The 13,255-nt window shown below is 37.0% G+C and carries 15 protein-coding genes; 2 read left to right on the top strand and 13 right to left on the bottom strand.

All coding sequences use genetic code 11. The features are described from left to right. Positions 1-25: 25 nt before the first annotated feature. Entirely contained in the window at positions 26-361 is a 336-nt protein-coding gene (locus ACEN4I_RS06860; protein WP_407097606.1) for a hypothetical protein, read from the bottom strand. Between the two features lie 423 nt (positions 362-784). Here ACEN4I_RS06860 and ACEN4I_RS06855 point away from each other — a divergent pair, with 423 nt between their 5' ends. Continuing rightward, entirely contained in the window at positions 785-2,098 is a 1,314-nt protein-coding gene (locus ACEN4I_RS06855; protein ID WP_407102668.1) for an IS1380 family transposase, read from the top strand. Positions 2,099-2,368: 270 nt separating this feature from the next. On the opposite strand, the gene ACEN4I_RS06850 is transcribed toward ACEN4I_RS06855, so the two are convergent. The 8 genes from ACEN4I_RS06850 to ACEN4I_RS06815 form a co-directional block, all read right to left on the bottom strand. Next, on the bottom strand, positions 2,369-2,578 hold the full coding sequence (locus ACEN4I_RS06850) for a hypothetical protein (protein WP_079650692.1): 210 nt from the start codon (positions 2,576-2,578) through the stop codon (positions 2,369-2,371). A 165-nt stretch (positions 2,579-2,743) separates the two neighbouring features. After that, the gene (locus tag ACEN4I_RS06845) at positions 2,744-3,592 is read right to left on the bottom strand and encodes a GyrI-like domain-containing protein (RefSeq protein ID WP_407102667.1); all 849 of its coding nucleotides are present in this window, start codon (positions 3,590-3,592) and stop codon (positions 2,744-2,746) included. 222 nt (positions 3,593-3,814) lie between these two features. After that, a complete protein-coding gene (locus ACEN4I_RS06840) occupies positions 3,815-4,144 on the bottom strand; it encodes a hypothetical protein (protein ID WP_092480960.1) in 330 nt (109 codons plus the stop codon). A gap of 91 nt (positions 4,145-4,235) precedes the next feature. Then, positions 4,236-4,943 carry an FAD-dependent oxidoreductase gene (locus tag ACEN4I_RS06835; RefSeq protein ID WP_407127660.1) on the bottom strand — a complete coding sequence of 236 codons (708 nt, stop codon included), beginning with the start codon at positions 4,941-4,943 and terminating at the stop codon, positions 4,236-4,238. A 189-nt stretch (positions 4,944-5,132) separates the two neighbouring features. Next, positions 5,133-5,732, bottom strand: a complete 600-nt coding sequence (locus ACEN4I_RS06830) for a nitroreductase family protein (RefSeq protein WP_407102665.1) — start codon at positions 5,730-5,732, stop codon at positions 5,133-5,135. A 159-nt stretch (positions 5,733-5,891) separates the two neighbouring features. Further along, the gene (locus ACEN4I_RS06825; RefSeq protein ID WP_407102664.1) at positions 5,892-6,284 is read right to left on the bottom strand and encodes a DUF1398 family protein; all 393 of its coding nucleotides are present in this window, start codon (positions 6,282-6,284) and stop codon (positions 5,892-5,894) included. 375 nt (positions 6,285-6,659) lie between these two features. Continuing rightward, complete coding sequence (locus tag ACEN4I_RS06820; protein ID WP_407102663.1) at positions 6,660-7,493, bottom strand: histidinol-phosphatase HisJ family protein; 834 nt, start codon at positions 7,491-7,493, stop codon at positions 6,660-6,662. Positions 7,494-7,522: 29 nt separating this feature from the next. Then, entirely contained in the window at positions 7,523-8,149 is a 627-nt protein-coding gene (locus tag ACEN4I_RS06815) for a sugar O-acetyltransferase (protein ID WP_407102662.1), read from the bottom strand. A gap of 126 nt (positions 8,150-8,275) precedes the next feature. On the opposite strand from ACEN4I_RS06815, the gene ACEN4I_RS06810 reads away from it, so the two are divergent. After that, the gene (locus ACEN4I_RS06810) at positions 8,276-9,259 is read left to right on the top strand and encodes an ROK family protein (protein ID WP_407097599.1); all 984 of its coding nucleotides are present in this window, start codon (positions 8,276-8,278) and stop codon (positions 9,257-9,259) included. Positions 9,260-9,571: 312 nt separating this feature from the next. Here ACEN4I_RS06810 and ACEN4I_RS06805 read toward each other — a convergent pair whose 3' ends face one another. From ACEN4I_RS06805 to ACEN4I_RS06790, 4 genes are all read right to left on the bottom strand, one after another. Further along, positions 9,572-10,024, bottom strand: a complete 453-nt coding sequence (locus ACEN4I_RS06805) for a DIP1984 family protein (protein WP_407097598.1) — start codon at positions 10,022-10,024, stop codon at positions 9,572-9,574. Between the two features lie 396 nt (positions 10,025-10,420). Beyond that, on the bottom strand, positions 10,421-11,485 hold the full coding sequence (locus ACEN4I_RS06800) for a Gfo/Idh/MocA family protein (protein WP_407102661.1): 1,065 nt from the start codon (positions 11,483-11,485) through the stop codon (positions 10,421-10,423). Positions 11,486-11,500: 15 nt separating this feature from the next. Further along, positions 11,501-12,469: a sugar phosphate isomerase/epimerase family protein gene (locus ACEN4I_RS06795; RefSeq protein WP_407097596.1), complete on the bottom strand. Its 969-nt coding sequence runs from the start codon at positions 12,467-12,469 to the stop codon at positions 11,501-11,503. 57 nt (positions 12,470-12,526) lie between these two features. Beyond that, positions 12,527-13,246, bottom strand: a complete 720-nt coding sequence (locus ACEN4I_RS06790) for a ThuA domain-containing protein (RefSeq protein WP_407102660.1) — start codon at positions 13,244-13,246, stop codon at positions 12,527-12,529. Positions 13,247-13,255: the final 9 nt, after the last annotated feature.

The raw sequence follows: 13,255 nt of genomic DNA, 5'->3' as shown, positions 1-13,255 counted from the left end.
CATACACCTCATTTCAGTCCTCATTTTATACTCTAAACCATTTAGTCCAATCATATTCTTCCACATTGCGTATCAAATCTAACTCACACACTACTATTCCTGATTCCATCGTTTGAATATAAACGTAATTCTCATAATAACCAGCAACGACGCCTACTAGATCATCTTCATATCTACCATTAAATAAGCAATCTAATTGAATGGCTACCGTTACCTTTTGACTATAAGAATAGTCAATTAAGGGATAGATAACTTCTACAGGCTGTTTCTCTTTTTTTATAATTTCTTTTCCATGCTTACGTTTTTCTTCTTTTACGAATTCATTATGCTCCGACAGTATCAAACCTTGCCACTTAGCCATTTTCCTATCTCTATAACCAGTGGTATTTGGATTGATTAGTCTATTTTTCTCTTTCGATTTATTCTCCAATTTAAACACCTTCTTGTTCTCTTTTAACCCTATTATACGAACGTGTGTTCGATATGTAAAGAAATAACGAACTCGCGTTTGCATAAATACATCGTTTAGCAATACGATAATGTGTGACACCCAATTTTTTAGAATAGTCTTGTTTACTACTTCACTCACAAAAAACTAGAAAATCAATATAATTTTTTCAGCATATAGCTCCTGAATAATTCATAGTTTTTCAAAAACGCTTCAAAAACCTTGTTATAACAGTCTATTTTGTTTCGTTTATTCGCACCCTTTGGGTGTACAAAAAGAACCCCAATCTGCTATGGTTAAAGTGACTAAGCCTAACCAAAGAAAGGGGTTCTCTCAATGGCAACTTTACACGAAAATCGTCTACTTTTCAATTCAAATGTTACAGTATCTCACTCTGGTGGAAATTTGTCCTCAGATTCCGGCTTAATATTAGCAAAAGAATTCATGAACAAATTTGAGTTTAGCCAAATCTTATGTAAAAACATCCAGATTCAAGATGACCGACTGTATCATGTTCATGAAAATGAATCTATTCTGGAACAAATCATCTTGCAGTTGATTGCAGGCTATCCTACAGATTCTTCAGCCAATATATTAGCAACGGATCCTATCTTTCAAGCTGTTTTAAGCAAAAAGCGGTTGGCTTCACAGTCATCCATTTCTCGCTTTTGGGATCGGATGTCAACAGAAAATATCGTCCAGCTACAAAAGGTTAACCAGATTTTGATTGATAAAGCACGTACGATTCGAAATACGAACGAAATGATTTTCGATTTAGATTCTACTCACAGTGATACCTTTGGAAACCAAGAAATGACCGATTATAATGCGCATTACCAGACAACCGGTTATCATCCACTCGTTGCCTTTGATGGTCTTACCGGAGACGTTCTTAAAGCAGAACTTCGTTCTGGAAATGACTACACCTCAAAAGGCGTCGCAGCATTTACTCGTCCATTATTTGAGCATTATCACTCTGTGACACCAGTAAGCACTATTATGGTACGTGCAGATAGTGGATTCGCAATGCCTGATTTGTATGAACTTTGTGAAGAGTACGATAGTTTGTATACTATCCGTTTGAAATCCAATCGTAATCTGTACAGAATCGCTGAGCAATTCGTTACCATTAAGGATCATCACGATTGGAGTAAGAAAGAAGTTCATTACTATAACGCCACTTATCAAGCAAAGTCGTGGGGAAAATCCAGAAGGATCTGCATAAAATCAACCAGAGAAGCTAGTGAATTGCTTTTTAGACATGAATTCATCATTACTAATTTTTCAAAAGACGTCTCTCCAGAAATGGTTTTCCAAACGTATTCAAAAAGAGGAACGATGGAAAATTACATTAAGGAAGCAAAAAACGGCTTTTACTTGGATAAAACAGATAGCCCACGTTTTATAGAAAATCATGCTCGTATGATCGTAAGCCTATTGGCTTACAATATCGTGAACTTCATGCGAACATTGTGTTTTACCAATGAAACGAAAGGGTATCAGGTTTCTACTATTCGCTTATTTCTCTTTAAAATTGCTGGAAAGATAGTTCATTCCGGAAGAAGACAATACTTGAAATTAAGTAGTTACCATGTTTACCAAAAGCTATTTTATCGGATTCTACAAAACATTCAGGTACTGCAGTGTTAGTTGCGTTTATTGCGCCATTCAAAAAAATTCGTTAACCATCCGATAGGATGAGTGCGCCCAAAATGAGGTCTTTCTTGAACTTAATCAGTTAGCAAAAATAAATTAAACCCTTTAGAAAAATATTTTTGAGAAAAAGAGCCATTGAGCATAAAACTAAACAGATAATTATAAAATTTGGTAGTTTATAAAAAGTATGAATTATTCAGGACTAGTTAATGATGCTAAAAAAGCCGATTGCTCATTATGAGAAATCGGCTTTTTGTTTATGATTTAGCGTGAAGTTTTTGGCGGTTGGCAAACATCACATTTGCGTTGATGATTGGTTTTAAATTTCTTGAATGTTTTTTCAAATGTATTGCCGCATGCACATTCAAATTCCAACTTTTGAGAAAAACCTTGGTATTCTGTCGTCAATAGTTTGCTGTCTGAATTGGTTTCAACAAACTTTTTGATTTCACCGATCGTCCATCGTTTTTGCATTCTCTTACACCTCCATATATATCACTAGCGGAGGCTTTTCGGCATCCGTTCTTTATTACTATCGTAGTGATCTTAAGCTACTCATTATAGCATGTTTTGATGGATTTAAACAGATGATGGAAAAGTTGTTCGCAACTTTGTGAACATAGTTTTTGAAATCATGGATCACTTTGCTATTACAGGGACCCAAAGCTCATTATTTGGAACTCTGTCAGGAGCCAAGTAATTCTCAATACACGGCAAATCTGCTAATTCGTAACCGGAAGTCGGCATCCATTCCGTATATAGGCGTTTCCAAGCTTCAGTGATATTAGGAAAGACAACCCAAGTACTTTTAGGGATTACTGTTTTTTCCATGTCACCAGGGTATTCAGCAGTATAGCGGCACCCTATAAGATAATCAAATTTTTCGTCTGTTATTGCGGCTTGTTTTCCGCATACTCCTAAGATTCCTTCCATTTTGCATTGCGGATTTTCCCAAGACATCTCAATGATACGCGGTACCAATCCACTAGCAGTCGCTTCTTCCCATAATTTAGGAATAGTATGAAAAGCCTCTTGTGTAACGACTTCTTGCTTGACCCCGACAATCTCAATATCAGCATCTAGCACTTCTATCCTATAATCCATTTCACTCTCTCCCTTGATCGTCATTTGAAAGAAAAGTCTTGGAAAAGCTTTTAATTCGACCCCTTTGCTGCGGGCTGTCGTTGGAGTAACTCCATGAAGGCTTTTAAAAGCTCGAGTAAAAGAATCTGGGGAGTCGTACCCGTACTTGAGAGCAAGATCAATGATCCGAACATCAGGAACATTTTGCAACTCAAATGCGGCTTGTGACAATCGCCTCCTTCTAATGTATTCTGACAGTGATATTCCGGTCAGAGCAGAAAACATCCTGGGAAAATGATATTCAGGGCAACAGGCTTGTCGGGCTGCCTCTCTCCCATCAATTTCATCGGATAAATTCTGCTCTATATAGTCCATTGCTCTATTTATTCTCTCCAGCCAGTCCATTTTCTTCTCCTCTCGTATACATACTATAGGATACAGAACTTTTTCTCCCGACAATACTTGCTCAAAAATTGTCGGGTGCTCTATTCTTTTTGAAACATTTGTTGCGCCCTCGGACAAGATACCGCTTTCATTTCTTTGTATTAGTTTTACTTTACCAGCGGGATCATCAAAAGCACCACAATAGAATGGTGCTTTTACTCTTGCGTCTGCGTCTTCTTACTATCAGCTTTCCTTCTCTTCCACAAAATCTCGCAATGCGTTAAGTTCATCTGGTGTGACGGACCGCTCATTATTGTACAACTTCTCTAAGCCGTTTTCCGGCATACCTAATTCATTTGACAGGTCTTCGTCCGACAGCCCTTCACTCTCTTGGATATCCCTAATAGTCGTAATCAGTAAAATCGCTTCGATATCCTCATCTGACAAGGCGCCTTCTTGTGACTGATCGTAATTGATCAGTTCCTTGATCGACTCTTTTCCAAGAAATTTGCCGATCCCTTCTGCTAACTCTTGCACTTGGCGCAAAATAAAGTCTTTGTCTTCTAGTCCCATCCTGAAATCCATCTCCTTGATCGCTGATTTGCTTTCGGTACTTACTCTGTTATTATAATCTTTTTTAGAGAAAGAACTAGTGAAAGTTTCGTTACTTCGCTCCAAAAAATGTATCCGAAACAATACGCTTTTTAGAGATTCCTTTTTCTCGATAGCGTTTTTTGACGAACTTCAATACAGCAGGTGATCCTGAATTGAAATAATAGGCGGTATCCCCGTATTTTAAAGCGAGTTCATCCAATTTCGCAGTCGTTTCTTCTCGTGAAGTCATTTTGTGCAAATGAATCATCGGATTGTTCTGCGCGATGCTTTTGATCTCCTCGTCAAAGAGGTAGTATCTCGAAGATGTGTAGACGACTTCAATCGGACGACGAGTATCGAATTCCAACTGCTTCAACAATGCACGAAATGGCGTTATCCCTACCCCGCTTGCGAACATGACGATGGGAGAAGTTTCGTCTTTCACTTTCATCCAGCCAAATGGACCTCGTAACGTGATTTTTTCACCCGGCTGCATATTCACTAACGTCTGTTTAAAACTACTGGTTTCTTTTCCCATTCGTGTCCCGATCAACAAGAATCCTTCTTCTGGTATCGAAGCCACTGAAAACAAGCGGTACTTTCTGCCTTCGATCGATTTGTGCGGCAATGTGTAGATGCCATGTTCGCCTGGGACCCAAGTCAAACCGACATCATTTCTAATTTTCACAATATAGTAATCGCCATAAGGATTTTCAATACTTTCAATCGGCAGCTCGCTTTGTTTGACCACACCTTTTATATCATCGAAGCCCATCATTTTTCCTCCTCAATGAATCAGATGAATACTTAGTATGTAAGCAACTCTTACACGGATTGTAGGCGCTGTTCTTATCCGCTGTCAACGGATAACTCTGATTGATTTGCCTAAATGCACTACGAAAAAAAGCACCTGAACTCCTTTTTAAAGGAGCCAGATGCTTTCAGTATCAAAGAGCGAATCGTTTGATTACTCTCCAACTACGCGAACTTGTTCGCTGCTGTCGATGAATTCTTTTGGATTTGGTTCTGCTTCGATTGAACCGAATGGCATTTGAGCAATCATTTCGTATGATGCTGGTAAGTTGAACATGTCTTTTACTGATTTGTCAAAGCCTTGTTCAAAGCCAATGTTCATATGTTGTAAGCTTCCGCCTAAACCTAAGTCAGTCAATGCCAACCAGATACCGTATTGTGCATTTGCACTGTGGTGTTGTTTGTATACTGTTGCACGTTCGTTTTCGCCTAATGCACCTTTAACAGCATCGCGGTCTTCGAAGAATAATACAGTACCAACGCCAGCTTTAGCGCCTTGCATTACGCCTGACATCATTTCCCACATGTCGCCTTGCATAACGTCTTTTTGGACGTCTAAGATGTGGTCCCATAATTTAACGTTGTCTTCTCCAAATACAACTACTAAACGAGTTGTTTGGCTGTTGAAAGCCGTTGGGATTTGTTGAGCTACCTCGCGAATGCGGTCAGCGATCTCTTTGTTTGATAACTCAGTGTTCGTTCCGATAGCGTAAGCTGTACGGCGTTCTTTGATTAAGTTTGTAAATTGTGTCATGTGTAAATCTCCTTTTAAGGTTTATTTGCTTTTTAACACTTATTAATTGTAAGTTTAACAAATAAAAAGAAGTAAGTCAACACCGAATATATCGAATTCGAAATAATATTTAACTATTTTTATTCAGTTCACAAATTAATAAAACTTATTCCTTTTATCTTACACTCCTGGGATTGGTTCTAGATGTAGTACATGATGTTGGTTGTCGAAATACGTTACTTGTTTCGTTACTAAATTGCTCGTCCAAAATGGAACCCCCGCTTTTCCAGCTAGCTCACAAAACCGTTCAAAATCAATTGCTCCTGATTGTGCGGTTTTCACAGCCGACTTGAGGGCTGCAATATCGCTTCGATCAGCCACTACTTTTGGGACTCCGTTCATTTTTAACTCAACAAAGCTTTTTTCATCATAATAACGATACACCCCTTCAGCAACTAAGTAATCATAACGCTTCACACCTAATTTTTTTATTTCAGACATTAACTGAGCGAAGCCGCCAGCGTTTTCTTCTGCATTTACAGCCTGTTCAATATCTTGATAATTTAGACTCATTTGTGTTCACTCCTTTTCACGAACAACTAAACTTTCTTTGCTAATAGTTTAGTTTGATTACAATTTACCAAAAAGTTAAATTGTATCCTAATTTTTATCCTGCACAGCAATATTGATATCAAAAAAAAACAATGCTAACTCCTCTTCACGAGAAATCAGCATTTCATTTATTCGTTATCTGTTTAGCGTGACGCTTTTGGTAGTTGACACACCACCATATTTTATTGATACATATTTGGAGACTTTTTTGGCATCCGTTCTGAGCAGTAGTTATCATAATCTTAAGCTCTTTATTGTAACAGTAAACTTCTAGAAATTTCTTAAGGCAGCATTGAGAAATCTATATCCATACAATTCATAAAGCTTTCTCATCAATTATAACTCATGAAAAATTGGATTCATTTTGTCAAACGTACAGAAGTGTTTAAAACCTATGTCTTTCAATAGTTTCTTTGACTCGTTAATATGAAAGCCTAAATGCTCAGGTTTGTGGCTGTCACTTCCTATTGTAATAATGGTTCCTCCAAGATCATGATACAACTTTAAAATTTCAATCGAAGGTGTCAGTCCATTTATTCCGTATCGAAAAGAAGAAGTATTTATTTCGATTCCTTTATTATCCTCAATAACCATTCTTAGGATTTGTTCAACTTTATCTTTACTATATTCAAACATATCAACTTCTTTATCTAGATACCGCCGTACCAAATCCATATGCGCCAAAACGCTATAATCTTTATAAGAAGTGACTAACTGATACATCTCATCATAGTATTTATCATAGCTTTCCTGATGTGTGTGCCCCTTTTGAAACTCTCCCGTCCAAAACTCTTTATTTCCAATCTGGTGCACCGATAACAAAATAAAGTCAAAGTCATGAGTCCGATAAAGTTTTTCAAATTGAGGAATCGTATGAGTTTGCATTCCAAACTCTAACCCTTTTTTTATGGTTATTTTGTTTGCGTATTTTCTAGAAAGTTTATCCAGCTCTGAAAAATAAAATTCGTAGTGAACATTTTTAACTTCTGTATTCTTGCCTGCCTGGAATTCTTCATCTGGTTTCCAATCTGGTTTAACCCCGTAGTCTACATGATCGGTAAAACAAATTCCCTTTAAACCCATCTGAATAGCATCTTTTACGACATCTTCCATTAAATACCAGGAATCGTCACTGTAATCACTATGGACATGATAATCCGCATAAACCATTTAAAAACCTCCTTTAAATTATCAAAAATTTATTGACCATTCTTTGCTGCATGATACTCTCGCATCGCTTTTCCCCATTTTTCCTTATCCTTTTCCCCTATGTTTCTGATCACTCTAGCTGGATTTCCTCCTACAATCGTATCATGGGGAACATCTTTGGTTACCACTACTCCTGCGGCTACAATTGAATTTTTTCCAACTGTCACTCCAGGAAGAATCGAAGCACTTCCTCCTATCCAAACGTTATCTTCAATTACAATAGGCAGACCAAATTCAAGATCCTTTATTCTAATTTCCGCATCAGTTGGGTGACCGGCTGTGTAGAAACTTACCCGAGGGCCAACCATTACGTTGTCTCCGATGATAATCTTATTCACATCTAAAAAAATACAATCCATATTTGCATAAAAATTATTGCCTATCTCTACGTGTCGGCCATAGTCGACATATAATGGTGGATTAACATATACAGAATTTCCTGTCTTACCAAACAATTTTTTCTCTAACGCTACAATTTCTTCCTTATTTTCTATCGGCAGGCTATTAATTTTTTGTGCTAGTTTTTTGCCTTCTAACGAGCTATTCTCTGGATATATATCTGATGCAAAATATAATTCTCCTGCTAACATTTGTTGGTAATCAAAGTCTTTTGTCATTTATTTCGTTCTCCTTTTATTAACAAAGTTAATTATCTATACGCATTATACCTTTATTAACATAATTAATAAAGATGTCTTCTTTATTTTTTTCTGCTATTATTAAGTTCAAAGGAGGGCTCACAAATGAAAGCATACAACCAAAAAAACATTAAAAAACATAATCAAGATTTATTAATAGAGCTGCTTAAACAAAACGCTGCTCCAATGACTAAAAGACAATTGTCAGAACAATCTCATTTAAGCGTTGTTACAATCAATAAGCTCATTCCAGATCTTGTCCAAAGCAACACCTTCGTCGAGCTGGACACTCCTTTTGAAACTGGTGGGCGTCGTGCCATTGCTTATAAATTTAATGAACGTCGTAAATTATTTTTAATTCATCAATTCCTTGAGCAAGAAAAAAAAATGGTTGTTAATTTTTACGTTGTTGATTTATTAGGCAATATTATCGAGCGAGAGTACTTATCGTCAATAAAGTTAACCACGTTTCTTGAAACTATTTCAAATATGAAGTCAAAGTTTCCGGAAATATCCATTGCACTTTCTGGAATACCAGGAGTAGAAGTAGACAACAACTTAAAAATCATGGATTTTAAACCTTTTAGACATTTGAATCTCAATGATGAAATAACAAAAAAAATCGCTGTCGATTCATTTATCGAAAACGACGTTAATGCAGCAACTTTTGGGTATTCCACAGAAAATAACCACATTACTGCTGGAGTTTATTTTCCGGAAAGTTTTCCTCCAGGTGCTTCACTAATTATTAATCAGCACATTTTTAGAGGTTACAATAATTTAAGTGGTGAAATTAAGCATTTGCCAAATCTAAAACACAGACACTTTCCGTTGAAAAAATCAGAATTAAATTCCATATTGTCAGAAACACTTCAATCTATAATAGCTATGTATGATCCGCATGAAATCATCCTATATGTACCCGATAATTGGCTGGATCACATCAAAATAGATTTGATCATCAAAAACCTAGCTGAATTATTTCCTTACAATGTTTTCCCGAACATAACTCTTTCACAGGATTTTTCACAGAACTATTTAAATGGATTGATTAAATTAGGGTTGGAAAAAATGGCAACAGAGAATTAACCGTCTCCTCCCTTTGTTGTCTTAAAATTGACTACATTAATTTGACGAAGTATCTTATTAAAAACTTCGGACCTTTTCGCATTTTTTTGGAAATCCTGTTCAACTTAAACACCCCTTGATCTTAGATCAAGGGGTGTTTCCCTACCATAATCAAATCAGCACATGGTCATTAATTATTCATTTGTTATTATTTCTGATGTCATTGTTGAGCAGTCATTGATGATTAAAGGATCCTGCCAAACCTCATAGGGTGTACATTTGAGCCTGTACGGGCTGTGTGCTCGCCTTTGATTTCCCACCCAACAGCTTAGCTTATAAATCCACCAGCCAATTTGTTTGTTGAATCTGTCCGTCTAGTTCTCGTAATTTTTTAGAAACTACATTCATTTTTTTAGTTAATTCCTTCGTATCAACGGTTCGTACCATTCGGATTTCATTTCGTCCAAATCGTCTGATATCATTGGCTGTTTCGATAGTATTATTAAGCAGTCCGTGCTGCCTTCTTAATGATTCTCTTTCTTCCAACGCTTCGACAATCAATTTATCAGTATCATACAGATTAGCCGAGGAATTCCGCTGATTGATTTTTACGACTAACTGAGAGAATTCCTCATTCGTTTTTTGATAATCCTGGATCAATTCGTCCATACTTATATCCAATGAGTCTCCTTCTTGAATCAAGGCGTTCGCTAAAATCTCCTGTTTCAGCGAAGTTAACTTTGCTTCAAGATCCCGCCTCAAGAGTAATGCTTCCGCAAGTTTCATAGAAAAACTTCCTTTCAGTTCACGAGTCTATAAGCTTAGGGTAATGAAAAAGACACTTTTTAGCAAGAAATCTGCCGAAAGAAGTGCGATATTCTGCCGTTAGCAATTTATTTTCAGAATTATTCTCAACAAATTTTTTATTTCATCAATAATCTATCGTCTTTTCTCTACCACTTCCATACTATATTGATAAAAGAGTCTTTTCGTGACATCCGTAGTTACATTAACCTACTCGTTATAACACGATACAACTCAATTAAACAGATAAAAGACAAAAAAATTTCGTCCAACAATCAAAATGATTCAAGCACAAAAGTCATCCCTTACTATATTGAAAGGGAGTAACCTTTGTGCTTGTTGTAATGCTTTTTTTATATTTTATGCTTAATTCATTTTTTAATGCAGTTGTAACTCCATTAAGTCAATGCTATTTCCATTTTCCGCCGCTTTAAAAATAGCTTCAATCACTTTCATTACACGATACACTTCTTCATTTTTAACAATAGGTTCAGCTTCCCCAACAACGACTTTAGCAAAATTCGTATAGAAAGAATCCGCAGTTACTTGAACTTCTTCAAATGTTTCCCTAATTACGGATTCCTCTGAAGGTGGAGCCATTGTTTTCGTTAATCCTTGTCCTGCTTTTATCGGTTTTGGTGCAACTACAAATTCCACATTACTTTGCTTTACAATTTCACCTTTAAGATCCCAATCGTGAATAACAGCAGTTCCAGTAGTGCCTTTTACATACCAGCGAGGAAGTTTCACGTAGTTGGTTGTCCCAACCTCTACAATAGCTTTAACGCCATTTTCAAAAGTGAGATAGCTGATAAATCCATCATCTACTTCATCGCCTAAGACATAGCTTAGATCAGCTGCTATTTTAACTAAAGGGCTATCAACTAGATCCAACAATTGATCTAACAAATGTACACCCCAATCTAGCAACATTCCTCCACCTTGTTCTTTTAAATGGCGCCAATCACCCGGTATTCCATTGGCTCCTTGAACTCGGGACTCTATTTGGAAAACATCTCCCAGCTTACGAGTCTCATATAAATCTTTAATCATTTGAAAATCGCTGTCCCAACGACGATTTTGATGCACCATAAAAACTCGGTTTTCTTGTTTTGCAATTTCCATTATTTCCGCGAAATCAATACTATTAAGTGTAACTGGTTTTTCGCAAATAACATGCTTCCCAGCTTGCAAGGCTTGAATTGCAATTGGTTTATGGATATCGTTTGGTGTTGAGATTAATACCACATCAACAACTTCATCGGCTAATACTTGTTCTAGACTGCCATAAACTGTTAAACCATTCTCGACGGCATTCTGCTGACGCGTTTCCGATGTGTCGAATATACCGTGCAGTTCTACTTCTTCATTGTCTCTAATTAGTTGAGCATGAAAACTTCCCATTCCTCCATAGCCAACAATAATAACTTTTAATTTCTCCAAATTACTCAACCTTTCTTACGCCCACCACATAGATTGCGGTGTTTCTTTAATTAAAATAGATTGTAAATTCGTTACAGCTCTGCTAAATCCTTCATTAATCGACATTAATGGATCTTCGTGTTCAATACTGACTACATAGTCATAATCATACAGTCTCAAAGCACTCATCATATCTGACCATACTTGTATGTCATGTCCACATCCAACAGATCGGAAAGTCCATGCTCTGGATTTTACGTCACCATATGGTTGCATATCTGTTAAACCATACATATTGATGTTGTCTTGATCAAGGTAGGTGTCTTTGGCGTGGAAATGATGGATTGCTCCTGCTTCACCTAGTATTTTTATAGCTCCAACCGGATCAATACCTTGCCACCATAAGTGACTGGGATCAAGATTCGCGCCAATTGAATCAGATGTCTGTTCTCTCAGTTTCAAAATGGTATATGGAGTATGGCATAAAAATCCCCCATGCAGTTCAATACCGATTTTAACTCCGTATTCAGTAGCCATTTCGCCAATTTCTTTCCAATAAGGAATTAATTTATTTTCCCATTGCCAGTTATAAATATCACTATAAACTTCAGGCCAAGGACTAACAGGCCAGTTTGGTGTTTTAGCGTCATCACTGTCGCCTGCAACCCCAGAAAAAGTATTTACCACTGGAACCCCCATTAAAGAAGCTAATTGGATCGTTTTTCTTAATGTTTCATCTGCAGCTTTGGCTTCAGAAGCATCAGGAGAAATGGGGTTATTATGGCAACTAAATGCACTAATGGTTAAATTCCGTTTTTCTAACTCTGCTAAATAAGCTTCTCTTTTTTCTTCGCTTTCTAACAATTCATCAGTAGGACAGTGATGATTACCTGGATTTCCACCTGTTCCAATTTCGACGGCATCCAATCCCGCACTTTGAACTTTATCCAACATTTCTTCAAAACTTAAATTTGCAAATAATGGCGTGAATACACCTAATTTCATACTGACTTCCACTCCTCATTCTATTATTTTCAAAAATAATCTGTTGCATCTTTTCTGCTAGTTATTTTTTATTTCTTCTAAAGATGCGCTGTTTCCGTAAACTGGATACATACGTTCTGTTGATTTACACCAATTTACTCCATTTATGATCACTTGCTGAATCTCCTTATTGTAATAGGTAGGATACGATTCATGACCCGGTTGGAAATAGAATATTTTTCCATTTCCTCTTTTGTAAGTCATCCCGCTGCGGAAAACATTTCCTCCTTCGTACCATCCAACAAAAATCAGTTCATCAGGCGTCGGCACATCAAAATGTTCGCCGTACATTTCTTCCTTCTCTAATTCAATGAATTCCCCAATTCCTTCAGCAATAGGATGGCTTGGATCAATAACCCACAACCGCTCTTTTTCTTCTGCTTCTCGCCATTTCAAATCACAACTTGTGCCCATTAATTTCATGAAAATTTTAGACATGTGCGCAGAGTGTAGCACAACTAGCCCCATTCCGTTTAGAACTCGCTTATGGACACGACTCACAATTTCATCTGCAACTTCGTCATGAGCCATATGTCCCCACCACACTAATACATCTGTCTCGTTTAATACTTCTTCAGTTAAACCGTGTTCAGGTTGATCTAATACTGCTGTTTTTGTATCGAACCCAGCAGATTTGAGCACAACTTCCAGTTGTTTGTGAATGCCTTCAGGATATATTTCCTTTACTTTTTCACTTGTCTTTTCATGCCGAAATTCATTCCAAATGGTTACCTTCATTTTCTATCC

It is taken from the genome of Desemzia sp. FAM 23990 (assembly GCF_045528485.1).
Lineage (GTDB): Bacteria > Bacillota > Bacilli > Lactobacillales > Carnobacteriaceae > Desemzia.
This window is presented reverse-complemented; position numbering and strand designations above follow the sequence as displayed.